Source organism: Vibrio sp. RE88 (assembly GCF_013113835.1).
In the GTDB taxonomy this organism is placed as follows: Bacteria; Pseudomonadota; Gammaproteobacteria; order Enterobacterales; family Vibrionaceae; genus Vibrio.
The window spans coordinates 351,301-376,051 of the sequence record NZ_VTYQ01000002.1; the positions used below are offsets into that span (position 1 = coordinate 351,301).

A 24,751-nucleotide genomic window follows, 5' to 3' on the forward strand; every position below is an offset into this window, starting at 1 on the left:
CTAGCATTAAAATAGAAAAAGGAGGCAAGTAAACTACCTCCTTTTTTGATTTCCGCCCTCGCTAGAAGTTGAACTGGTTTAGCTTTGTCTGAATGATTTCGTCCGCAATGTACTTATGCGTTGCAGTTGTAGGGTGGGTAACCCCCCAGAAAACATACTTGTCCGAACTGTGGTAAGCACAGTCATTGGTAAGCTCATGGCTGTAGAGGTAGTCGACTGACGAGCTACGATTGATGTTCAAACATGCATCGGTTGAGTTTTCAAAACCATGCTGTTTAGGGTTTGATGTGATTTGATCGAATATATCATGCGCATCGTAAAGCACGACGTTAAGCCCTTTCGTTTGATAGAGTGTCGCCTGTTCTTTGATAAACTCGTTGAACTCGATGATCTTGGCCCTTACCGTATCAATCTCGTCTTGTGTTGAATACTTAAACTGCGGCGCTTTAGTGGCATCAGGTAGGGTAAACAATAGGATGTTGTTTGCGCCAGATTCTGTTAATCGGATCATTGCACTACTTAAGTCAGCTTTAACATCTGCGACTTCACGGTCATAGTTCATGAAATCATTGAGGCCGAACTCAAGCGTAATCAAGCTGTTCTGAGGTTTATAGTTCTTAGCCATTTTCATGTAAGTCAGGTATGACGTGACTTGATCATAAATCCCCGTCAAAGCAACGTATTGATTGGTTCCTGCTGCACCGCCAACCGCCCAGTTATATAGGGGCACACCTTTGGCTTGGGCTAAGTATTCTGTCCATACAAGCCCATTAGAAAAGTGGCCTAAGAACCATGAGTTTCGGTTGGGGAAAACCCATTGAGAGCCATTGTAGAGATTCCCTGTATCTGACAGGCTATCGCCAAAGGCAACTATGCGATTGATCTTGTTGTTCACAGCGTTGTCATTTGTCCAGATGCTGTGGTTGTATGAGAAGCGATTGTCAGATGCATAGTAAAGAAGGTCGGCAGAGTCATGATTGACCCCCAATGTTTCTTTACAGCGGTTTTCTATGTCAGTTTGAGTAGCATTGGTGTAGAACATGTTTTTGAATGAAACAGACGACCACCAATAGCCGTCAATTGTGTAGTAATCACCATTGTCATCACGCGCCCACTCCCAATCTGTAGATGGATCGTCGTGATTTTGTGCTGGACGGTACCAGCAGCGAACGTAGGTGTATGTTTGATTTGCTTGTACTTCAGCAGCATAACTTGCGCTTACTGCTTCAGGAGCCATTGGTAGGTCATCTGCAAAAGCTGGTGCCGCCAACAAGGAGCCAGCCAAAATTAACGTCTTCTTCATAATTATTCACTTATTGTTTTGATTGTAGAGTATTTACTCATCTTTGATCGCATACCCACCACGACGCAGTCAAAGTATTCATTGGATAAATGAGTTGAGATTGAATGAAGATCAAACTTTATACAGAAATGAGTAGTTAATAATTAGGTTTAATAAACAACCGATGTGTGCAAATTTTGAACTTATTATGCATTTTATTGAATTGAACGGATTATTAATATGTCTTTTAGTAAAGACTTTGAATCACGAAATTCAATTATTTTAATAATATATGTATTTATAGGCGGTAGAATATTTTTAAGAGTATGTAATTTAGATTGAGGGGAAAATATTAATATGAAGCGAATTAATTTATTGACTGAGCGTTGAAGTATTAGAAGTAATTAGTAGCTGAGTTTTAAGCAAAAAAAGAGCGCAACCAGAGTTGCGCTAAAATCTCACTCAAATAAGAGGAGTAGGGAAGTTAAGGAACGGAGAAATCCTTATAAATCGACAGTAATGATTTTAGATACTTTATCGCCGTTGTTATCCATTACGGTTAAACGAACTTCCTGTTTGCCGTAGCTTGGGAAGATAGAGGTAAATACGCGTCCACGTTTTACTTTTCCGTTTGGTAGAACCCATTCTGTATCAACGATGCGACCGTCAGGATCCGAGCTGGTAGACCACATGGTGACCCAACGACCTAGATGAATGTAACGTGCACTTGCTGTAGGAAGTACATTGTTCGCTTCAACTGTGATGGTTTCTGTCGCAGTATGCTGATCACCACGATCATCTGTCACAGTTAGAGAGACAGTGTAGCTGCCGTCATTCAAGTAAGTCCAAGAAGGTGACTGCTCTGAGCTTGACTCACCGTTACCAAAGTCCCAGTTGTACGCAACGATTGAACCGTCACTATCGGAACTAGAGTTACTTGCAGTGACATTTAGGCCATCCAATGACAATGTGAATGCTGCGACTGGAAGTTGGTTAGGTTCTTCCGCTTTCGATACTTTAATTACGCCATAGGTATTGTCGGCAGCTTGCTCAATCACTTCAATTTGAACACCGTGTTCAGCCAGAAGGCGGCCAGCATCAGGTGATTGTGGATTTGAGTAATCTTGATTGTCCGCGAAGTAAGCGTTACCAATCAAGCTGACATCTTCCAGTACATCACCATCGCTGTTCTCAAGACGCATTGGCTTTTGGTCATTCATTGAGAATGCCGCATCACGTACTTGGTAACGAGTTTGTGCTGCAGTGCCAGAATTAGCCCAAATCATTGCATTTTGGTCCGCATCGACAACACCAAGCCAGCCTTCACCAGGATGTTTGCCAACCCAGTTATCGGTCATTGACTCATCGACATACCAAACAATCAGACCCGGCTCGAATGACATTAATTTGCCAAAGCGTTTAATGTTGTTCAGACCTTCGTCCACATCGTTATGGCTACGCCATTGAAGTAGGTAGTAATGTGCAGCTTCGTTGAAGCCATCGTTTAGACGGTATCCATTGAACGCAAAGCTAGATCTTCCTTCAGCATCGTCGATCAAGGTTGTATTGCCATCAGCTTCAATCGAGATGTTATCTATATGCAGACCTTCCATCGCTAGTCCGCCATCCGTTACGTAATCGAAGCTCAATTCGACAGTTTGCCCAGCCCATTGTGATAGGTCAAACTCTGCATCAACCCAACCGTCAGATTCACCTGCAATAGCGGGTACAAGCCCCGTATTGTATGGGTCATCCATCGTTGTGATGTTACCGGCGATCTGTTGGCCATTGATTAGTACGCGAGCGTAATCGTAATCTTTTTCAATCTGATACCAAGCTTTAAACGCTAGTTTGACGCTAGTACCTTCAGGCAGAGTCAGCTGACGAGACATCTTGTTCTTAAGATCGTCGCCTTTACCTGAATGGAAGCTGTAGTTACCTGAGAAAGGCTTATGACCTTCGGTACGTTTTACAGGTAGGTCAATACGGACCATATTCTGCTTATCGTTATCGATAGTCTGGTGAAGAGTGATTTCTTCGCCTTTTGGAGTCAGGTCGTCTACCGAGATGGTTTGGTTCGCAATCCACTTACCGCCAATCGATTCTTGAAGGAACTGCTTTGCCCATGAACTGAATGCAGTTGGCTGTGTGCCACCAATCTTACCAGCCCAGCTACCTGAAGACATGATTGACCAGTAAGAAACCGGTTCGCCTTTGCCGGTGTACTGAGTGTCGTATTCGTCAGGCAGGCCTAAATCGTGGCCGTACTCGTGAGCACAAACACCCGCTGCTGCATCAATAGGTTGGATGGTGTAATCAAATGCCGCGTATTTGCCGTCAAAGCGACCAGGTAGAGTACTTGAGGTGCCTTCTAGTACATGGTACTTGCCAAGGTTGTAGCGGTGTGACCAAATAGCATCGTCACCCAATACACCACCGCCAGCTTCTTCACCAACGGAAGAGTGGAATACCATTAGGTGGTCGATAACGCCGTCCGGTTCACGGAAGTTACCATCGCCGTCATAGTCATAACGGTCTTCGATGTCGTAGTCCTCAAGGTTAATACTTGGGTCTTGTGCTAACTGGTTCAACGCCTCGCGAACCAATTCCTGAGCATTGAGGTCGTTGTCTGTTGTTGGTGAGTTACCACCATAGAATGAAGCGTCTTTTGAAGCTCGGTACCAGCCTGCAGCTTGACCTGCTACGCTATAGCTTTCCCCAGATTCACTCTCATAGTATTGACGCATCGAGATGAGGTTTTCACCATTCGGGCCAAGATAGCCAGCGCCTGAGAAAAGCAGATTCTGGTAGTGTTCAGGTTTGTAGCTATCGTAGAGCATTTCGGTATGATCGGACGTTAATCGGTTGTCATTCCATGGTAAGTCTGGGAAATCAACCAATACAGCTAACACCTTGTCTGTACGCTTCTGAGATAGATCAAAAGCGAACATGTGTGCTCTATGTTGACCTTTCTTTGCTTCTATTGATTTTAGGATCTTAGCGCGTTGTTCGAGTGCTTTCTTACCGAATTGCGCGTCACCTTTAAAGCCATTGTTGAGTTTCGCGTTGAGGTATTTGTTAAGTGCCGTTTTCTGCTCGTCAACGGAAGAGTTTTCATCAAGAAGGCCCTTTCGGACCAGCATCTCGATTATTTTCTCTTCGTTCATGACACCTAAATCTATAGGTGTTTTGGCGTGACCACTGACACTAAAAAGGGTCATCACCGCTGTCGCCAGCAGTGTTTTCCTCATAGGACTCATATTATTTCCTTATTATATTCTGATTGCCAAATCCCACTTAATAAAGTGGGTATAACGTTGCGTGAACAACAAAATCCCTAATCAAAGGGAAGATTGATAAATGAATTTACAGCTTATTTATTTTTATTTGCTGAGATGCATTTTGTTTCAGTCGGGTTACTTTGAGTGTTTATATTATTATTGTTTTTATTATTAGGTTTATTTTTGTCGAATCTGTTAGCGAGATAAATCTGTAAAGATTCCTGTTTTTCTTCAAAGGTTTGATTATCACAAATAACACCTCGTTCGATTAAAGAATCAAGAAGCTTCTCATCGTTAGGAAGTGGATTTGCAATAACAGCAGAAGAAAGAAGTGTTAACAGACAACTGACAAGTTTCATTTTATTTTTATAAAATATTAATGTTTCGAAACAAAATATAACTAAGTGTTATTAAATGCAATGGCTATTTTTTGATCGGCAAGATCTGGATTCATGTATCAACACAATATGTAAACAAGGTTACTTCATGCTATTGATGGTACTGTTATTTATCTAGTTATCTTGGATGAATAATTAATTTTATTAAACTATCACTAACAAGGCTGGAGGCGTTGATAAATGAAAAATTCACGAAAGGCGGATAAATATTTATTTTATCGTATGGCTTCAATACAAAAAAAGCGCCATAAGGCGCTTTTTTATTGCTCAACGTAGAGATTAGAAACCAAGAGGTAAGCTAAAACCAAAGAAAATGAGCAGTACACCAGTCCAAATGGTCAGGAAAGCCACTGAATAAGGCACCATCATTCCAATCACGTCGCCAAAGCTTAGCTCTGGTTTGTACTTGCGCATGAAGGCAAGTACGACGCCTGCATAGCTCATCATCGGAGTGATGATGTTGGTAGAAGAGTCTGCAATACGGTACGCCGCGGAGACTAAGTCAGGAGTCATATTTGGGTTTACCTGATACAGCATAGGAACAAAAATTGGACCTAATAGCATCCATTTTGACGTCAAACCACCAACGAACAGGTTGATAAGTGCTGTGGTAATGATGAAACCAATCAACATAAGAGCAGGGTACTCTTGCAGACCGATAGATTGCAGAGTAGAAGCACCAAGGTAGGTTACATAAGTTCCTAGGCCTGAATAGCTCAGTAGGGCAAGGAAGTTGTAACAGAAGAACGTGAGAACCAGAACATAGCCCATGGTGTTCATCTGTTTCACCATGGCTGTCACTACGTCTTGTAGCTTGGTGAATTTGCCCGTGGCATAGCCAAAACATAAACCGGTTACCGCAAATACCATAGAGATAAGCAGTATGATGTTATCTAGGTAAGGCGTAACTTCTTTGCCTGCTTCGTTTGTATAAGTCGCTAGAGGGCCAGTCGCTAAGCCGTAGATAGCAAGCAGTGAAACAATCAGGCCAATCCCAGCGCTACGAAGACCTTTCTGTTCTTCCTTAGTCACTTCGAACTCGTCAAAGTTGATCTCTTCAGGAAGCTGGTAAGACATTTTCTCTAGTCGAGGCGTAACGACTTTTTGTGTAATAACCGCACCAACAGCAGCCAATACAAATGTCGAGACCAAAACGAAGAAGTAGTGCATAGTCGCAGGGTTGAGCATTTCCCCTGTCATACCAATGAAAGGAATGTTTTGCGATTCTGCAAAGATCTTCGCGTTAACACCAACGACCACGTCAACGGGTGTCGCAGGAATCAAGTTCGCGCTAAAGCCCGCAGATACACCGGCAAAGGCGGCCGCCATACCAATCAATGGGTTTTTGCCTAAACCAGCGTAAAGCAAGCCAGCCAGCGGTACCAAAACTAAGTAACCAGCATCGGCGGCTAATGAGCTCATAATGCCTAGGAAGACTATTAATAGCGGAAGCAGGCGATCACTGATTTTTAGGCCCACTTTTTTGATGACAGCGGTCAGAAGCCCAGAGTTTTCTGCGATACCGACACCGAGCATTACGATCAAAATAATGCCTAGTACACCGTGACCAAATGCAAGCCAGTTTTGAAGTAGAGCGTTCTCAAACATCCAACGGAAGTTTTCCGCAGACATCATATTCTTGATAGCGAATTCAACTGAGCCTCCCGCTTTTCCTGCGGTTTGAAAAGTGGTGCCATCCAGAATCCAAGTGACGACCAGACTGAACCCAAACAGAAACATAAAAATGATGATAGGGTCAGGGATCTTTTTTCCGGCTTTTTCTATTGCGCTTGCAAAGCCGTTCGGCTTCTTACTTTGCAAGGTTTGTTCTGCCATTGATACTTCCTATGTGTTGTTACATTTATAAATAGGAAGCGAACGCTATCATCCCTTGTAAAAAAGAGGAATGTCACAAAATGTGTGAAAAAACATACAACTTACAGGATGGTTGGTGCGATCAATTGTGACTAGATGTTTATGCTGGTTGTTATGTGAATTTAGGTTGTTACCACTGCTTATTTACGTATTTGTAGTTTATGAAAAATCTTAAATCATTATAAAATGCTGTAAATATTGAACGAAGTGGGTGAGTGGTGGTGGAACTATAACCAATTTAAATTGGTGTTTGTTTGCAGGATCTTGAGGGTGTTCAGCCGTAGGTTGTGTTGAAGGTATCTGATATGAAGCCGAGATGAACATGAAAGAGAAAGGCCACATAATGTGGCCTTTTCAGTTTTATAGCTCAATGCGATAAATAGATGTTGTACCACTTACCTCGTTACCCACCGCGAGTAGGTGCTGACCGCTGCGGGTGAAATAGCGAATTGATTCTGGGCCTAAATCTCCAGCTTGAGAATTGTAGGTACCGTTAGCGCATTCACCTTCGGATACTTGAGTACAGACAGGCTTCGAGAAGTCACGATTATTGACGTAACTGATGAACATAGGAGCCGTGGGAGTGCTGACGTCGTAAATCATAATCCCTCCTTGTCGTTCCAATCCGATAAATGCGTACTGGCGACCATTGATGGAGGCGACTTCTATCGCTTCCGGTTCTACACCTTTATCATCGCTGCGATCATCAGCCGTATTGTTACTGTCATTGCTGCTATTTAGGTGTTCTGAGTCTAACGTGTGTACTATGTCTGCAAACTCATCTCCGCTATCAAACACCAGCTCACCGTTTTCATTCCATAGTGAAAAAGAGCGGCTGCCGAAGCTATACACTGTATCTTCTTGCTCTAGTGCTCCTGTTGGCTTGACCACTTTTAGGCGACCCAGTTGTTTTTTATCACTGAGTGATTGTTTAAGTGGGTGGGAGGCAGCAACTTCGAGGTCTTTACCACGCAGTTCATCGCTGTAGGCGATACAAAAACCTTGTTCGCTGGTGTACTTTTCTGTGCCTGAGAAATCGTCTTCATCCCACTCGTAGCCTCGATCATCACAGACATTTTGTGTTGTTTTGAACCCATACTCTCGACCATCGCCCTCGTTGGCTGTCGCGATGTACGTATGACCATCGACTTGGAAACTGGCGATAGAATCTGGCATGTACAATCCTTCCAACTGAGGGTAGGAATGGAACTGACCAAGTTTTTTATCTTTGTTCGAGGCGTCTAAGGTGTTAGTTTCCCAGCTTTTTCCACCCAAACCATAGATAGACTCGACCGAAGCTGCTTTAACATTTACTTTAGCGAGCGCGTTGTTTTCTTGCAGAGCGACGTACAAATAGCCGTCATCAGAAAAAGTCAGATACTCAGGTTCCAAATCTTGTGCGACGGTTGCTCCAGGTGCGGATATTCTGACCGAATCAGTGAGCTCATGGTGTCGTGATTCACCCTGATTGAAGGCTTTGAAGGAGATTTGGTTAACTTTCGCTTGCTCAATACCTAAAGCAAGGTCGACTAAAGTAATACTGCCTTCTGGGTCAACGGTGTAATCAGAATTAGGTTCACCTTCGTTCGCAGTTGCAATGTATCGACCATTTTTAGAGAAAGACACCATATCTGGCAGTGCGCCGGTAGGGTAAGTCTTAACAAGCTCAAGTGTTTCTGCTTTATACAAAGCAATTAGGCCATTTTTCTGCTTCACTTGATTCTCAATCGCGACAGCAACTAAGCCATTGTGCACGGAAACACTGTTTGCTGCACCAATCTCAATGCCAGCCATTTTACCAGCAGTGGATAAATCAATGTGCGCCGTTTTAGTGGGACGATTTTGTGTATCTAACGCCATCACGTCGACACGTTTTGCTTGAGCATTAACCACAAACAATTGATCGCTGCATTCATCATAAGCAACGATTTCAGCTGCTGAAGTATCAAACTGGCTGTCAGCAACGTAAGTACCTAAGAGTGTTAACCCAGTGATGGAAGATTCAGATGTTTCTGGCTTTTCGGTGATCTTACATTCCGTAGCCAGTTGAGTGTTTTGCTGAGAAGTGCAGCCCGATAGAGCGATAGCAGTACAAGCGGCCAAAGTAGCCAATTTATGAGCAGTAAACAAAATTGTTCCTCCATGAAATAACGCGCTGATACTACGGAGGAAATGTGAAAGAAATATTTAAGTTATGTAACAGGTGAGTGAATTGTCGATAATTACGAGATTGTGATATAGGGTGAAGCAATTAGCTTTAGAAGTAGTGAAGTACACACAACCGCTATTTCGAATAAAACCACCCCAAATTGTTTTCTGGAGTGTAGTAGTATGCGAGTTCAATTTGGTCGTTGGTATCACTTAACGCTTTTAGTATCTCGTTCGCTTCTGACAAGGTGATGCTTTGATTGGCACCCTCTAGTTGCTGAACCCAGCTAACAAACTCCTCTGTGTCGAAAGCTACACGACTCTCTTCCCTGTGCTCAAGAAAAGACTGGATAACTGACATTGCATCAAAATACATAGTTTCACCTGAAAATGTTCGTAACTGTCGTAAGTAAGTGTAGTTCAGGCAGTAATACCAATTCGTCAGCTCTTCATCTAATTAAGTTTGCTCACGTAAATGCAACAGCCCCTTTGGTGATCCTAGGTGGTAGGGCGCGCCTATTAGCATTTATATAAAGGTGTTGATGGTATTCACTCATCTAGCTAAGGATACCAACCGAGGCATCACCAGGTCGCAAGGCGAATGTAGCGCAGTAGACTTCCCCTTGTTCATCTTCGACAAAAGCGCCCTCAAAATCTTTAGTGCCCTCTTGGCACACGTACATACAGTTACGTGCTTCATCAAGGTCCATAAACTCTATGGTTGCTTTCTCTCCGGATGTCTTAATCACAACCAATTTATAAACATCACTCATAATGCCTCCTAGCGATTGGTGCTGCTAGTTATGAATGTAGTTGCTTATTTTATAAATGTAGTATTCTGATAAAAAGAGTTAAAACAGACAGGCGGTAAAGCAACGCTATAGATGCAATTTAATCATTATCAGATACCTGCTGTGTAGAGAAATAATGATGCCGCAATTCGGCCAAGTCTTCATGAGTTTGCTCTTGAACTCGCCACCGATGTGGTAAGGCAAGCCACGATTGGTAAATGAAACAAACTCGCCGCGTTCAAACATAATGATTTCTGCACTTTCACTTAAGTGAAAGTGCACGCGCTGCTGCTGAAGCTCCTCCGTCAACGCCACCTACGATAACAATCTTAGTCATAGTGAATACCTATAAGAATGGGTCTTGATGTAGCTAATATTAGCCAGTGCTAAACTAAAATGGTCTAAATGTGAACTATCTAATTTAGTGTTGACTAATATATTAAGTTGAGTAACAATTTTAAGTAATTTAGTAACACCTAATGTAAAGACGATATGAATCCAAACACAATTGATATCATGGAGATGAGAGAAAGCGCTGAGGAAGCATCGGATATCCTTAAGATTATGGCTCATCCGGTTCGATTAATGATCCTTTGCCAACTCACTCAAGGTGAAATTGGCGTTGGGGAGCTGCAAAACAATTCTCTCCTCAGTCAATCTGCATTTTCTCAGCATCTGACGGTATTACGTAAAAACAATTTGATTAAAGCACGTAAAGTGTCTCAACAAGTGTTTTACTCACTGGCTGACTCGCGCATCGAGGCTTTAATTCAGTGTTTCCACTCGGTCTTTTGCCGGAGGTAATCATGACATTTGAGTCTTTTCCTTGGCTATCACTCATCGGGGGCACGTTGTTGGGTTTATCAGCAACTATGCTGTTGATGATTAACGGTAAAGTGGCGGGAATCAGTGGCATCGTCAACGGTGTGCTCTCACCAAAACGTAATGATCTTTTCTGGCGTCTGTTGTTTCTTATCGGCATGGTTGCGGGTGGGGCTCTAAGTGTAATGTTGATTGGTATCGAAATACCAAGCACAGAATCTATTCCCACTTTTGTTCTGGTAATAGCAGGTTTGCTGGTTGGGTTTGGGACTCGACTAAGCAACGGTTGCACCAGCGGGCACGGCATCTGTGGTGTCGGTCGATTTTCCTTTCGTTCAATTATCGCGACGGTCATTTTTATGGTGGTTGCGGCTCTGACTGTCTATATTCGCTAAGGAAAACGCTATGGGTAACACTACTCTTCGAATCTCTGCATTAGTAAGTGGTCTGCTTTTTGGTATTGGTATGGCGCTGTCAGGTATGACAAACCCAGAGAATGTGATTGGGTTTTTAGATGTCACCGGAGCATGGAATCCGAGCCTAGCATTTGTAATGGGGGGCGCGTTACTCGTATTTGCTCCGGCTTATCATTTTTTTATTAAACCTCAAGCCAAAGCACTGTCCGGCGATGTGTTATCTCTGCCTACGAAAGTGCGGTTGGACAGCAAGCTCATTTCTGGCGCAGCATTGTTTGGAGTTGGCTGGGGACTCGCAGGTATATGCCCAGGCCCTGCTATTACGAGTTTAGCGTTTGGTAATCTTGATATCGTTATCTTCATAGCGTCTATGGTGTCGGGGTCCTTACTTGCTAAGTATGTGACTGCGCCGAGCACCCGAATGGTTTCGCAACACTGATATTAGGGCGCTCATAAGAGCACCTTGTTAGTTTAGTTGGGTGCTGATAGGGCAGTGGTCGCTTAAATGTTGTTGGAGAACCAATGAAGTGGGAAAAACATCTTGATTGGTTTGAGCGGTGGTCAACCCGGGGCTCACTACAATATGGTCGATAAGGGAGCGAAACTGGTGCGTTTTATTCGGGTTCTTGCGTGAACGCACCTTACATGTTGCCGGCGTGCCTTTTGTCGCCAGTACAGCTTTTGAAGAGTGAGAAATTACTTCCCATAACCAATCTCCGTTGTAACTGAGGTTGTGGTTAAAGTCGCCCAGTATGGCGTAGTTCTCTCCTTGCCGCTCTCGTTCACTGATCCACTGGTTTAACGCTTTGCCCTGCGATTTGAGTATTTTGCAGTCCCGGCTGTTTTTATAGGCGCCGCTACAGCGAGCTTTTAGATGGACGGACAGGGCATGTATGGGCTGTGAGCCATTTGGGTTGAGTTCAATGTAAGTGCCAAATCGGAGTTTACTGTTCTTTCTTTGATCGAGCTGAATGTCTGGCTTATCCACCACCTCAATGTCTTCTTTGACTGCAAATCCCGTATATTGGTTGATATCGTCAAACTGTTGCTTCATATAGTCGTCTGATGCACGGTCTGAGAAATATACGCGATAACCATCTCCAACTACTTTACGCAGAGCCTGTTGGTCGTTCACTTCTTGAAAAGCAAGTACATCACTATCGATTGTCGAAAAGTGCACAGCAAGTGCTTGAAAATCTTTTTTGCTTCTCTGGGACTCTGAAAATTTGTCTGAAGGGTGAGATGTCAGCCACTCCAGATTCCATGCTGTGACTGTAAGGGAGGAGGAGGCAAAAGAAGCGGTTGACGTCGTTATCAACAGGGTAGCCAAAATCGTTTTGAATTTAGTGTTAGTCATACTCTATAAACTTTGTTTTCAGGTACAGCCTTTATTCTATAAGTCCTCAACAAAAAGCAAGTTAAAATCCAATAAAAATCACTTTTTTCATACATTTCTTTCAAGCTGAGATCACTGCCACTAAGATCGATTTGATCTTAATCTAGGGCCTAATTTTATTGATCGAAATCAATACATGAGTCTGGTTCATCTCGTTAAATACGCCACAACATATTGTGTCGGTAGAATAAAAAATAACCCTATATAGTGTATTTGTGGATAAGTCTGTGAGTATGTAAAGGGTAAGGAGAGAAGGTGAAACCAATCGTAATCAAGCGTGACGGCTCTAGAGCTCCGTTTAGCAGAGATCGCATTCAGGCTGCTGTTGAAGCAGCGGCAGAGCATGTAGATAAAGAAATCGCTATATACGCGCTGAATGTTGCATTAGCGGTGGAGCTGCAGCTAAAAGATCACGATGAAGTTCATATAACGGAAGTTCAGACGTTGGTGGAAAATGAGTTAATGCAAGGGCCTTATAAGTCACTCGCACGCTCGTACATTGAGTACCGCCATGATCGCGATATTGCTCGAGAGAAGCAAAGCGCTTTGACTCGTGAGATCGAAGGATTAATCGAAGAAAGCAATGTCGATCTGATCAACGAAAACGCGAATAAAGATGGCAAGGTTATCCCGACTCAGCGTGATTTATTGGCGGGGATTGTTGCTAAGCATTACGCCAAAACGCACATCCTGCCGCGCGACATTGTTCAGGCACATGAGCAAGGCGATATTCACTATCACGATTTGGACTACGCTCCGTTCTTTCCAATGTTTAACTGCATGTTAATCGATTTAAAAGGCATGCTGACCCATGGTTTCAAAATGGGGAATGCGGAGATAGATACGCCAAAATCGATTTCTACAGCGACCGCCGTTACCGCACAAATCATCGCTCAAGTTGCCAGCCATATATACGGCGGTACGACGATCAACCGTATTGACGAAGTGCTTGAGCCTTATGTTATGGCCAGCTACGAAAAGCACCTTAACATTGCTCAGGAATGGGACATTCATGAACCCGAAGCGTTTGCACGCGCTCGCACTGAAAAAGAGTGCTATGACGCTTTTCAGTCTCTGGAATACGAGGTGAATACGCTGCATACCGCCAATGGTCAGACACCTTTTGTCACCTTCGGGTTTGGCCTTGGTACGAGTTGGGCTTCTCGACTGATCCAACAGTCGATTCTTAAAAATCGCATCGCTGGATTAGGCAAAAACCGTAAAACGGCCGTATTCCCTAAGCTTGTTTTCGGGATCAAAGATGGTCTGAATCATAAAGCCGACGACCCTAACTATGACATCAAAAAGCTGGCACTTGAGTGTGCATCAAAACGTATGTACCCAGACATTCTCAATTACGAAAAAGTGGTTGAGGTAACGGGCTCATTCAAAACGCCAATGGGATGTCGTAGTTTCCTAGGAACCTACGAAGAAAATGGTGAGTTGATCCATGAAGGGCGCAATAATCTAGGCGTTGTCAGTCTCAACCTTCCTCGAATTGCGATTGAAGCAAAAGGTGACGAGGGCAAGTTTTATGAAATTTTGAATACGAAGTTAGAACTCGCACGCCGCGCTTTAGAGACACGCATTGCTAGGTTAGAGAATGTGAAAGCACGTGTTGCTCCCATTCTCTATATGGAGGGCGCTTGTGGCGTTCGCCTAAAGGCTGATGAGCCTATTGCTAACATTTTTAAACACGGCCGCGCGTCTATTTCTTTGGGTTACATAGGTGTTCATGAAACCATTAATGCTTTGTATGGCAATCAGACACATGTTTATGACAACTCAGAGCTTCGTCAGAAAGCGCTCGATATCATCAAGCACCTTAAAGATAAGGTAAATCAATGGGCCGAAGAGTCGGGTTATGGTTACAGTTTGTATGGCACACCAAGTGAAAACTTATGTAGCCGATTCTGCCGCATTGATACCAAAGAGTTCGGCGTATTGGAAGGTGTCACAGAGAAAGGTTACTACACGAACAGTTTCCACCTCGATGTAGAGAAGAAGGTCAACCCATACGACAAAATCGACTTTGAAATGCCTTACCCGCAGGTTTCGAGTGGTGGTTTTATTTGTTACGGCGAATTTCCGAACATGCAGCGCAATGTGGAAGCATTGGAAAACGTTTGGGACTATAGCTATAGCCGAGTTCCTTACTACGGTACCAATACACCAATCGATGAGTGTTATGAGTGTGGTTACAACGGCGAGTTTGACTGTACGAGTAAAGGGTTTACTTGCCCTAGTTGTGGCAATCACGACTCTACTAAAGTCTCTGTAACCCGCAGAGTGTGTGGTTATCTGGGCAGTCCTGATGCGAGGCCGTTCAACTTTGGTAAGCAAGAAGAAGTGAAGCGCCGAGTTAAGCATTTATAAAGCCAATGCGTTAATTGATTCAGTGACGAAAAGGGGGCGGGGAGTCACTCGCCTTTTATCATCAGAGCGAAAGCATTTTCTCAAATATCCAACATCGGAAAACGTCATGAACTACCACCAGTACTATCCTGTGGATGTGGTTAACGGGCCGGGTACGCGTTGTACTCTGTTTGTCTCTGGCTGCATACATCAGTGCCGTGGGTGTTATAACCAATCGACTCAGCGACTCGACTCAGGGGTATTGTTTACTCAACAAGCGGAAGACCAGATTCTGCGGGATTTGAAAGATACTCGTATTAAGAGACGTGGGCTTTCGTTGTCCGGTGGTGATCCACTCCATCCAGCCAATGTTGCTGATGTTCTTCGGTTGGTAAAACGTGTACGTAAAGAGTGCCCAGATAAAGATATCTGGATGTGGACAGGCTATAAGCTGACCGAATTGACGGTGGCGCAACAAGAAGTAGTCGCGCTACTTGATGTTTTAATTGACGGTAAGTTTGAGCAAGAGAAAAAGGATCTCAACCTAGAGTGGCGTGGTAGCTCCAATCAGATCATTCACCGATTCAAGATTTAGCTCTAACTCTTAGTGTTATATTCTGACTGGCCTCTTAATGTTGCAAATATGTTAACCGCAAAAGGTTTTTATCCTGTTTTGCTCTTAGGCACTAAAATTTTATTTCTGAATTAGGGGATTAAGTGATAAGTTGAACACCGTTACTTGAATTTCAAAGGGTTATGACTTTCATGTTCTCTCATTTACCAACACCTACACTGGATCCTATCCTTTCTTTATCAGTCGCTTACCGTAATGACCCTCGTCCTGACAAAGTGGACTTGGGTATCGGCGTCTACAAAAACAGTACTGGTGAAACACCAGTCATGAAAGCAATATCTCAAGCACAGGATATTGTGGTTGAAACGCAAAAAACGAAATCTTACGTCGGTTTGGCCGGCTGCGAAGAGTTCAACCAGAGCATGGTTGATTTACTGCTGTCAGGTACTTCAGCCATGGATCGCGTTGCGGCCATCCAAACACCGGGCGCCAGTGGTGCACTGCGTATGCTAGGCGACCTGATGAAAGTCGCACAGCCTGAAACGACGATTTGGATCTCAAACCCGAGCTACGTTAACCATCGCCCTGTTATGGAAGCTGCGGGTCTTAAAGTGAAGCTGTACAGCTACTTTAGTCCTGAAACCAAACAGGTTGATACGGCTCGAATGTTAGAAGAATTGTCTCAAGCAGGGCCAAAAGATGTAGTCCTTCTTCACGGCTGTTGTCACAACCCAACTGGGGCTGACATCGACTTCTCTGCTTGGCAGGCAGTGACGGAACTGTCGCAGAAAAACGGGTTTATTCCTTTTGTCGATATTGCATACCAAGGCTTTGGTGACGGACTGGAAGAAGATGCCAAAGGTTTACGCTTTATGGCTGACAATGTTGAAGAGATGCTGATTACCACATCTTGTTCAAAGAACTTTGGCCTTTACCGTGAACGTACGGGTGCCGCCATAGTGGTTGGCAAATCATTACAGGATGTTGGCAATGCAAAAGGCAAGCTGTTAACGCTTGCACGTGCTACTTACACAATGCCGCCAGATCACGGTGCAGCATTAGTGAAAACTATCCTGCAAAGTGAAGAGCTGACAGGTGTTTGGAAGCAGGAATTGAGCGAAATGCAGCAGCGCTTGCTTAATCTTCGTCAAACTTTGTGTAATGAATTGAGAAATACCCATAACACTTCACATTTCGATTTCATTGAAAGCCACAAAGGCATGTTTACTGTGCTAGGCTTTACTCAAGACCAAATGACGCAACTCCGTGAAGAATATGGTATTTATGGTGTTGGGGATGGTCGAATTAACATCGCAGGTCTGACTGAAAAAGATATTCCTTACGTAGCCGATGCGATAGTTAAAGTGTCTTAAGTTTCGCTTTAAGGCTCACACTGATGTGGGCCTTTTTTAAAGCGGTCGTATCTTGTTATTGAGTTAGGTGATCGAATGAACAAAACATGGAAGGTTCTAATTCCAGTTATGCTTAGTGGTGGTTTGATGGCATGTTCAACGACAGGCCAGCAGCCAGTAGAGCCAGAGCAAAAACCACAGATTGAAGAGCCTAAAGTAGAGCAGCCAGAAAAAGAAGTTGAGAAAGAGACGAAGCCGGAACCTAAACCGGAAGTGAAGCCAGAAGAAAAACCAAAACCTAAGCCAAAACCGCAACCAAAGAAAACATCAGATGGAAAACTGATCCTTGGTGAGCAAGAATGGGTTTACGTCCCTGGGCTTGAAGAGAACTTCAAAGCGCGTATTGATACCGGTGCGACAACCTCATCGATCAGCGCTACAGATGTAGTGGAGTTCGAACGTGATGGCAAAGATTGGGTTAAGTTCAAAATTGAGCATGATGGGGTTAAGAGTAAAGAGATTGCTCTTCCCGTTGAACGTTGGGTTAAGATTCGCCAGTCTAGTGCGGAAAAATCAGAGCGTCGTGCTGTAGTCGAGTCATGGATTCAAATTGGTGATCTGAAAGAGAAAACAGAATTCACGCTTGCAGATCGCACTCACTTGAAGTTTCCATTACTCCTTGGGCGTAGCTTCTTTAAAGATGTCGCGGTTGTAGATGTCAGTAAGAAGTTTGTTCAGAAAAAACATAAGTAGCCATTAAATCATTGAGCAAAACGGCACCTTTAATAAGGTGCCGTTTTTTATTGTTTTACATTTCGTTTTTTGAAGGCGGAGCGAGAACTTAAGTGCATATTCGGTTACCCTTCGCGGGTTCTTACAATCTTGTGTCGGCATCAGACATTTCAAATCTAAAAACATAAACGTCTGAGCTAAAACGCCGATGAAGTCAGCTTAATCCAAGGAGCCCCCAATGAAGCATTTATCGATGGCAGTAGTCATCAGAGATGGAAAAGTTCTGATTCAGGAGCGCCACCGAAATACTCAAGGCATGATCATGGAATTTCCCGGCGGTGAAGTGGACAGCAATGAGTCTGGTACAGATGCCGCCATCAGAGAACTGTATGAAGAGACTCACTTGAGTGGACTATCTCACGTTGCCACGTATAGCGATATTAATGAGTATGGTGGAAGAATTTACTACGTCGTTCTCCATGCTGGTGAATCTGCACAACCCGTTGCTCATTGTGAAGAAAGGCAGCAAACCTTCCACTGGATGACAGCTGATGAAATTCCAACCCACGATTTTTATAAGGCTGATGTTAACTTTATTCAGCAACATTTGAACAAGCATCTTTGCAGAGAGTTAAAAGAGCTCGCATAGAAAAAAGGCCAATCACGAATGATTGGCCTTTTTGGTTATTGGATTTCCAACAACTCGACATCAAATATTAGCGTTGACGCTGGTGGAATAGGACCACTGCCACCTTTGCCATAGGCTAGAGGGCTAGGAATGAACAAGCGGAACTTGTCACCTTCTACCATGTACGTTAGGCCTTCTTGCCAACCTTTGATGACTTGGTTAAGAGCGAATGAAATCGGTTCACCACGCTCAACTGAGCTGTCAAACACAGTGCCATCGATTAGCGTACCGTGATAATGCACCTTCACTTTGCTCTTAGCGGTTGGATTTACCGTACCAGTGCCTTTGTTTAGCACAAGGTATTGCAGGCCGCTTTCCGTTGTTACCACACCTTCTTTTTTACCATTCTCAAGAAGAAATGCTTGGCCTGCTGCAAAGTTTTGCTCGCCCGCTTTGCTGGTAACCATAGTGCGATAAATCATAAAGCCAGCTAGCACTAAAACGACGATTGGGATGATTATTTTAGACATGAGTCCTTTCCGTTTTTACTTAGGGTTGTTTTGGGTTAAATAGTTAATGGTCTTGGCAATGTCTTCAACATCTTTGTGACCGGATGTCAGCACCATGTATTTACCGTTAACGATAAAGGTCGGGACTGAATTAATTTGACCTTTTTCAGTGATGTCTTCAGCGACTTGCATCGCTCTGAATAACTGTTTTTGCTGATCTTCTTTGAGCTCGTAAGGGCTGATTAGTCCGCGAGAATGGAAAGCATCATCAATAGCTTGTTTCTTCTCGGCCATTGTTGCGCCGTCACCCATTTGAGCCGCCGCAAACAGTTCATCCATCATAGATGGTTGTGGCTTTTTGCCCAATTGCATTTCGGCAGTGTAATAGATCATGGCGCCAACTTGCGCACTTTCGTTAAACGTCACATGGATTTTGCCAATGTTTTGCTTGGTGAGTTCTTCCAATTGAGGCAAAACCGATTCCATTTTTTTGCAGTGGCCACAATTAAGTGAGAAAACTTCTGTCACTTGAGGTAAGCGAAAGGTCGATAAGTTGACAGGAAGTTTTTGGAATTGCTTACCCTCCTGCGGGACATCGCTATCTGCACAGCCAACCAAGAGAGTGGCAAATGCGATGGTCAGTAAGGTCATTATCTTTTTCATAGTGTGTTCTCTTTATAATCGCTGTTCACGCTGTGTTTTCAGCGAGATAACGGTAGGCGGATTTTACTCTTTCACGGCCAGTAACTAAATAGCAAACCACGCGAAATACTTATTAAATCATTTCATAACGTTAAGTCGTCAACAGGCGATAAGCAAAGGGTTAAATTATAATTAAAGTATTCCCAAAGTTGCCGATATAAATGATGTATCGAAACGGAAACGAATGGTGGATCAATGAAATATCTTGCCTTACCTTTGCTCTTGCTCCTCACTGGTTGTGGCAATCTAGCTAAAGAAATGAGTTATCTAACGGATGACATGCTAGAGACTGCGCCCAAAACAGATTTCGAAGTACGATACCCGAATTGGGGTGACGCGCCTCAACTGGCTTCGTCTGGTGTGAAAGGACCAATGGGGCAGATGCGCACCACGAGCTACAGTGATTTGCAAAGTTTCCTATTGAAAAATGGTGTGGACTACGAGGTACTGCCTGGTAATCACATCATGGTTAAGTTAACTGATACGATCAAATTCAATACGGGTTCGTCAATGGTGAAACCGGACTCCATGTATTGGCTGGACATGATGGGCCGATACTTAGCAACACAGCCAGGCATTGATATTGTGATTGACGGGCATGCTGATAGTACCGGAGCGCCGACCTTTAACGACTCACTTTCAATGAAACGCGCCAAAGCTGTGAAAAAGCAACTGGTTAGCAATAATGTGGCAATGAATTCTATCTACACACGCGGCTACGGTGAATATGTTCCAGCGTGTTCTAACATGACAAGCGCAGGTAAAGCCTGTAACAGACGCGTAGAAGTCCTGTTTATCGTTTCGAATAACTGATCATCGAAAGGCCTGAATACTGAGTTCAGGCCTTGTTCTTTAAGGTATTTCTATTCAATACACATGGTAAGCAACGAGATTGGATGAATAGTTTCTAGCTGTGTGTTCTCTTCAATTTGCCATTTGCAGGTTTCGCAATCCGTGATAGCAAAGTCCGCCCCAGCTGATTTAATCGACTCAAACAGATGGTGGCCAATTTTCATCGAAACATCATAGTTTTCTTCTTTAAAACCATAGGTCCCTGCCAGACCACAGCATTCGCTATCAAGGACAATCAATTCCAATCCAGGTATTTGTTTTAACACCTCCAAAGTGAAGATAACATTGCCACTTCGCTCCAGATGGCAAGGCGTGTGGTAAACCACTCGTTTGTTGAGCGGTTTCATATTCAATGTATTACCATTCATAAACTCTTTTAAAAGGAACTTGGTGACGTATTCAATACGATGGCTGACGTGTTTATTTTCAACGCCCAATACATGCGGGTATTCCTGTTTGAGCGTAAAGGAGCAAGTTGAAGATGTTGAAAGTACTGTGTGATCATGCTCAGTAACGGCCTGTTCTATGTTTTTGATGTTTAGTTCGGCATTGCGGCGAGCCTTACTATGAAAACCGTTTGCAATCAGTGGGACACCACAGCACTTTTCCTTTTCCAAAAGTTGCACGCCGATGCCTAGTGCGTTGAGAACTTTGATCAGATCCTTTCCAAGCTGAGGGTGGTTGTAATTGACAAAGCAGCCGTGAAAGTAGCTGATTTGACGAGGATAGCTTGCTTGATCCGACACCTGTTTTTTGTACCAGCGACGAAATGTTCCGTGTGAGTATTTGGGTAACGATTTGTGATCGTGAATACCCACTGTTTTATGCATGATTTTTTTGACAGGCTTGTTGTCCGTCACTCTATTGATTATGGGGGCAACAGGGGTAGCCAAATTCCCGAAAAGATCGGTATGACTGAGGACAAAATCTCTAATGAGTTTCGGGCTCAAAGTTTTCTTCGCGTATTTTCCTCTTGCCACGGCAATAATGTCACCAATGTTGACGCCAGAAGGGCAAGCCGTTTCGCAGCGTTTGCAGTTGGTACATAGCTTTAATGCTTCATCATAATAGTCGGCGTTTTTAATCCGTAGTCGCTCTCCATCTGGCCCAGATTGCTTAGGGCCGGGGTAGAGCGGGTTTGCTTTGGCTACTGGGCAGTAAACAGTACAAACGGTGCACTTAATGCAATGATCAAAACTGGTAACCTGAGGAGCGTGATCAGCAAAATACGTGGTCATACTAAGGCCTCCTCTGACGTTATGGCATGGACAATATTACTTGCTACATGGAAAGCGGTTACGATGGCAACACCGCCTCCACAGCCTTGTTGTATAGGATCGTAATGAGACAATAAGGAGCCGCAGCAGTGTAAGTTACGAACCGTTTGACCATTCAGAGTCGGATTAAAGTGGCTATCAGTGATCACACCAAATTGCATAAATGGGTGTGACGATTGGCTGAAAAAGTCTTTATCGCGCCACTGACGCCTGTCTTGGTGATAATGTACATCTAAGTCGAATATTGGTTCGACAATCTGACTCGATTCAGCAACAAGACCATGACTAAAGTAACTCCCTGAAGCGAGCACATAGTGTTTGGCGATGAGCGGAAAGTCTTCTAAGTTGGCCGTCTGTATTGATCGAATAGCCTTTTTATCTTCGTACCAGTGTGCGGAAATAACCTTGTCGCCTTTGAGTTGTATTCCGCCCATTTTGATGAACATACCTTGTAATGCTTCTTCTAATCTTATTCCCAACAGGGAAGGAGGCATTGTCGGCACTTCATGGAAACGAAGTTGGGTCTCGCTTTGTAATCTTTCCATTAACGCTAGGCCGTCGCCATTTCCCATGATGGCAGGAAGAATGACGAGATCATCCTTAGTCGCTCCTGCGTTTAACTGATGTACAAGACTCGAAAATGCTTTGGGCTGTTTGAGTATTCGAGCGATATCGATGGAACGCAGCTCATTCGGATTTTGTCGTAGAGAATCAAAGCCGGGGATACGAACCGACAGTATTTTCTTTTCGATGTTGCTGAATTCTTCAATTTGGTTCAGGTTATCTAGAGCGAGTTGAGGCTGAAAATCGCGAAACCCGTCAATAGAGACTAAAACGAGTCTCTTGAATGACGAGTGGGGGACGTGCTGATGCACAAATGGTTGTGATAACCATGTGGGTTTGAGTGTACCCAAAGGTGTGATTCGGTAATGATTATGACCATTTTGGCACGGTGAGAGCGAAACCCCAGTTTGATTTAGCAAGTTTTGAAACCATAGCAGCGCCTGTTTTATTCCAGGGGTGGAAAGCTTGCTATAAGGGTGCTCAGATGAAAGCTTTTTGAGTGCAGGAAGGCTTTCAAAAGGATCCTTCACTTCTAAGCCATTTGGCAGGTTTCCAAGTACATCAATTGAGCCAGAAGAGAAGTGCAGAGAGCTGTGACCTTGATTAATTAAAACGGTTTTCAATCCAGATTCCAGACACTTCAAAGCTGAGCAGTAACCTGCAATTCCGCCTCCTATAACAGCGACATCGTACTTCATCTGGACTCCTCCTTATTATCGTCGTGAGAGTGCAATTGACCAGCACCAAACAAACCTTCGTAAATCCAATGGCTAAATTCGGCTTCTCTAAGCGCACCGCCCCAGAAGATGGGCTTAATACCTTTCCATCTTTCTTCTAGGAATTCATTGAGAAGCTGGCTGCATTGGGTGCCACTGTGGTTAGCGTACTGGTTAAACAAACTTGCAGCGCGATAACTGCAAAGCTTACCCTGACAAGGGCCCATTCCCAGACGTGTACGGCGACGTAAATCGACCAGACTGTGCACATTGAGTTGTTTGATCGCGTACTCTATCTCTCCAGCTGTGACCATTTCACACTCACAAATAACTGCTTGTTTTTCGGCACTTTCATCAAGAAAGTCAGAAACACGTTCACCATGTCGGTAATGCGCTGATTCGTAGACAGGTTTTACGATACTGGCTGTTTTCTTCGGCTTGTTTTTTGGCTCGTTTGAGCCGGGAAGAGGCTTGATGTGTGTGGTGCATGACTCATTAATTGAGAGCTTCTCGGCTAACAAATCTGTCGCCCATTCAGCCATTAAGCGGTAAGTCATGAGTTTGCCGCCAGTAATGGTAGTGAAGCCTTTCAGGCCATCTCGCTTTTCGTGATCCAGTAATACGATGCCTCGGCTGATGTTGCGTCCACTGCCATCATCATCGACGGAAACCAATGGTCGTACACCTGCATACGCGCGGAGTACTCGAGTATTAGCCATAATAGGAGCGAGCTTCGCGCCTTCTCTCAGCAACACGTCGACTTCTCGCTCGGTAACATGGAGGTCATTGATTTGATCGTAATCGATATGCTCTGATGTAGTACCAATGAGAGAAATCGTGTCACCGGGAACCAATATATCGGCGTCTGAAGGTTTTCGGCAGCGATTGATTACGAGATTGTTGATTCGATAATCGAGTATGAGTAACGAGCCTTTTGCCGGGAACATCTTGATGCTGAGATCGGCATACTCGCAAATGTTTTGCCCCCATATACCGGCGGCGTTGATAACGTGTTTAGAAAATATCTGAAAAGATTCATTCTGCAGAGTGTTGTAGCAGTTTACGCCTAGCACTGTATCTTCATGACGTATTAAGGAGGTGACTTTGGTTTTATTGAATAAACGCGCTCCGTGTTCACTGGCATCTAAAACATTAGACGCGCATAAACGAAAGGGATCCAGTGTTCCATCTGGCACCTGAACTGCCCCTTTGAGTTTCGGGTTGATATTAGGTTCCAGTCTAAGGGCCTGTTTGGCTGTGAGCTGCGTGGTAGCGATGTCGGCTTCGTTACATGCGTTAACGAACGTGTCCTGAAAATTGAGGTCATCTTCAGGCAAGGTAATAAAAAGTCCGCTTGTATCCTCAACACAGTGACGAGCAATGGACTTTAGTATGCGGTTTTCTTGAATACACTCTTTAGCAGATTCTTTATCAGTGACGGCATAACGAGCGCCGGAATGAAGTAAACCATGATTACGTCCTGTAGTTCCTGACGCAATGTCGTCTTGTTCTAGCAGAATGCAGTTGATTCCGCGTAACGCGCAATCACGCATGATTCCAGTGCCTGTTGCACCCCCACCGATGATGACCACATCAGTTTCGAACCGTTTAACCATAGTAAAGTTGGCCTTTGGCAAAATATCCATAATTATAATGTGCCATTAATTTCATTTTATTTTCGATATCTTGTTCACAAATGAGCGAACGCGTGTTTTGTGGTTGTTGTGTTACTAATCACTAATCTGGTTTGTTTGCAATCAGTCAAAATACGGGCGGGCGTACACTGATTAAGCTATCAAAAATCACACGTAACAATAGTTCAACATATGGAGGGTTAAGCAATAGAGTAAAAGCACTTGTTTATCTATAGGGCTTTGAGTCGGTAGGTGTTAGCCATTAAGCGTTTAGAGGATATGAGAATAGTGTTAATAGCGATTTTGAAAGTGAAGATCAAAAAATTGATTTAATTAACAAAATAGAGAACATAAAAATAACAAAATGTGCTCGAACGCTCATTAATGGGGCGTGGACGTTTAATCTCAGGCCCATGTATGCAAAATACAATGCGCAATCAATAAAAA

22 protein-coding genes are annotated in these 24,751 nt (G+C 43.8%); 9 read left to right on the plus strand and 13 right to left on the minus strand.

What is annotated here, in order from left to right:
- Positions 1-61 precede the first annotated feature (61 nt).
- From F0265_RS05070 to F0265_RS05100, 7 genes are all read right to left on the minus strand, one after another.
- Positions 62-1,303 (minus strand): SGNH/GDSL hydrolase family protein, encoded by a 1,242-nt coding sequence (locus F0265_RS05070; RefSeq protein ID WP_171748049.1) that lies wholly within the window; start codon positions 1,301-1,303, stop codon positions 62-64.
- A gap of 482 nt (positions 1,304-1,785) precedes the next feature.
- A complete protein-coding gene (locus F0265_RS05075) occupies positions 1,786-4,542 on the minus strand; it encodes an immune inhibitor A domain-containing protein (RefSeq protein ID WP_171748050.1) in 2,757 nt (918 codons plus the stop codon).
- A 113-nt stretch (positions 4,543-4,655) separates the two neighbouring features.
- A complete protein-coding gene (locus tag F0265_RS05080; protein ID WP_216607784.1) occupies positions 4,656-4,922 on the minus strand; it encodes a hypothetical protein in 267 nt (88 codons plus the stop codon).
- 318 nt (positions 4,923-5,240) lie between these two features.
- Positions 5,241-6,797, minus strand: a complete 1,557-nt coding sequence (locus F0265_RS05085; protein ID WP_171748051.1) for an AbgT family transporter — start codon at positions 6,795-6,797, stop codon at positions 5,241-5,243.
- Positions 6,798-7,196: 399 nt separating this feature from the next.
- Positions 7,197-8,921 carry a choice-of-anchor I family protein gene (locus F0265_RS05090; RefSeq protein ID WP_345775860.1) on the minus strand — a complete coding sequence of 575 codons (1,725 nt, stop codon included), beginning with the start codon at positions 8,919-8,921 and terminating at the stop codon, positions 7,197-7,199.
- Positions 8,922-9,120: 199 nt separating this feature from the next.
- Entirely contained in the window at positions 9,121-9,360 is a 240-nt protein-coding gene (locus tag F0265_RS05095) for a hypothetical protein (RefSeq protein WP_171748053.1), read from the minus strand.
- A 181-nt stretch (positions 9,361-9,541) separates the two neighbouring features.
- Positions 9,542-9,757 (minus strand): hypothetical protein, encoded by a 216-nt coding sequence (locus tag F0265_RS05100; RefSeq protein ID WP_171748054.1) that lies wholly within the window; start codon positions 9,755-9,757, stop codon positions 9,542-9,544.
- 510 nt (positions 9,758-10,267) lie between these two features.
- Between F0265_RS05100 and F0265_RS05105 the strand changes: the two genes are divergently transcribed.
- From F0265_RS05105 to F0265_RS05115, 3 genes are read left to right on the plus strand one after another with little or no spacing between them, the layout of a single operon-like run.
- Positions 10,268-10,579, plus strand: a complete 312-nt coding sequence (locus tag F0265_RS05105) for a metalloregulator ArsR/SmtB family transcription factor (RefSeq protein ID WP_043010238.1) — start codon at positions 10,268-10,270, stop codon at positions 10,577-10,579.
- Between the two features lie 2 nt (positions 10,580-10,581).
- A complete protein-coding gene (locus tag F0265_RS05110) occupies positions 10,582-10,992 on the plus strand; it encodes a YeeE/YedE family protein (RefSeq protein WP_171748055.1) in 411 nt (136 codons plus the stop codon).
- 10 nt (positions 10,993-11,002) lie between these two features.
- The gene (locus F0265_RS05115; RefSeq protein ID WP_171748056.1) at positions 11,003-11,452 is read left to right on the plus strand and encodes a YeeE/YedE family protein; all 450 of its coding nucleotides are present in this window, start codon (positions 11,003-11,005) and stop codon (positions 11,450-11,452) included.
- Between the two features lie 27 nt (positions 11,453-11,479).
- Here the strand turns inward: F0265_RS05115 and F0265_RS05120 are convergent, their stop codons facing one another.
- Positions 11,480-12,370 (minus strand): endonuclease/exonuclease/phosphatase family protein, encoded by an 891-nt coding sequence (locus F0265_RS05120; RefSeq protein WP_171748057.1) that lies wholly within the window; start codon positions 12,368-12,370, stop codon positions 11,480-11,482.
- Between the two features lie 294 nt (positions 12,371-12,664).
- On the opposite strand from F0265_RS05120, the gene nrdD reads away from it, so the two are divergent.
- From nrdD to F0265_RS05145, 5 genes are all read left to right on the plus strand, one after another.
- Positions 12,665-14,785, plus strand: coding sequence for an anaerobic ribonucleoside-triphosphate reductase (gene nrdD / locus F0265_RS05125; RefSeq protein WP_171748058.1), 2,121 nt, complete (start codon positions 12,665-12,667; stop codon positions 14,783-14,785).
- Positions 14,786-14,891: 106 nt separating this feature from the next.
- Positions 14,892-15,359 carry an anaerobic ribonucleoside-triphosphate reductase-activating protein gene (nrdG, locus tag F0265_RS05130; RefSeq protein ID WP_171748059.1) on the plus strand — a complete coding sequence of 156 codons (468 nt, stop codon included), beginning with the start codon at positions 14,892-14,894 and terminating at the stop codon, positions 15,357-15,359.
- Positions 15,360-15,529: 170 nt separating this feature from the next.
- Positions 15,530-16,711: an amino acid aminotransferase gene (locus F0265_RS05135; RefSeq protein ID WP_171748060.1), complete on the plus strand. Its 1,182-nt coding sequence runs from the start codon at positions 15,530-15,532 to the stop codon at positions 16,709-16,711.
- Between the two features lie 75 nt (positions 16,712-16,786).
- On the plus strand, positions 16,787-17,443 hold the full coding sequence (locus F0265_RS05140) for an ATP-dependent zinc protease (RefSeq protein WP_039952107.1): 657 nt from the start codon (positions 16,787-16,789) through the stop codon (positions 17,441-17,443).
- Between the two features lie 217 nt (positions 17,444-17,660).
- Positions 17,661-18,071: an NUDIX hydrolase gene (locus F0265_RS05145; protein WP_171748061.1), complete on the plus strand. Its 411-nt coding sequence runs from the start codon at positions 17,661-17,663 to the stop codon at positions 18,069-18,071.
- Between the two features lie 35 nt (positions 18,072-18,106).
- Here F0265_RS05145 and F0265_RS05150 read toward each other — a convergent pair whose 3' ends face one another.
- Positions 18,107-18,580: an FKBP-type peptidyl-prolyl cis-trans isomerase gene (locus tag F0265_RS05150; RefSeq protein WP_171748062.1), complete on the minus strand. Its 474-nt coding sequence runs from the start codon at positions 18,578-18,580 to the stop codon at positions 18,107-18,109.
- A gap of 15 nt (positions 18,581-18,595) precedes the next feature.
- A complete protein-coding gene (locus tag F0265_RS05155) occupies positions 18,596-19,222 on the minus strand; it encodes a thiol:disulfide interchange protein DsbA/DsbL (RefSeq protein WP_171748063.1) in 627 nt (208 codons plus the stop codon).
- A 234-nt stretch (positions 19,223-19,456) separates the two neighbouring features.
- Here F0265_RS05155 and F0265_RS05160 point away from each other — a divergent pair, with 234 nt between their 5' ends.
- Positions 19,457-20,074 (plus strand): OmpA family protein, encoded by a 618-nt coding sequence (locus F0265_RS05160; protein ID WP_064486363.1) that lies wholly within the window; start codon positions 19,457-19,459, stop codon positions 20,072-20,074.
- Positions 20,075-20,124: 50 nt separating this feature from the next.
- On the opposite strand, the gene glpC is transcribed toward F0265_RS05160, so the two are convergent.
- From glpC to glpA, 3 genes are read right to left on the minus strand one after another with little or no spacing between them, the layout of a single operon-like run.
- The gene (gene glpC, locus F0265_RS05165) at positions 20,125-21,351 is read right to left on the minus strand and encodes an anaerobic glycerol-3-phosphate dehydrogenase subunit GlpC (protein ID WP_171748064.1); all 1,227 of its coding nucleotides are present in this window, start codon (positions 21,349-21,351) and stop codon (positions 20,125-20,127) included.
- Entirely contained in the window at positions 21,348-22,652 is a 1,305-nt protein-coding gene (glpB, locus tag F0265_RS05170) for a glycerol-3-phosphate dehydrogenase subunit GlpB (protein WP_171748065.1), read from the minus strand. The genes glpC and glpB overlap by 4 nt, the downstream gene beginning before the upstream one ends.
- A complete protein-coding gene (glpA, locus tag F0265_RS05175) occupies positions 22,649-24,286 on the minus strand; it encodes an anaerobic glycerol-3-phosphate dehydrogenase subunit A (protein ID WP_171748066.1) in 1,638 nt (545 codons plus the stop codon). The genes glpB and glpA overlap by 4 nt, the downstream gene beginning before the upstream one ends.
- Positions 24,287-24,751 lie beyond the last annotated feature (465 nt).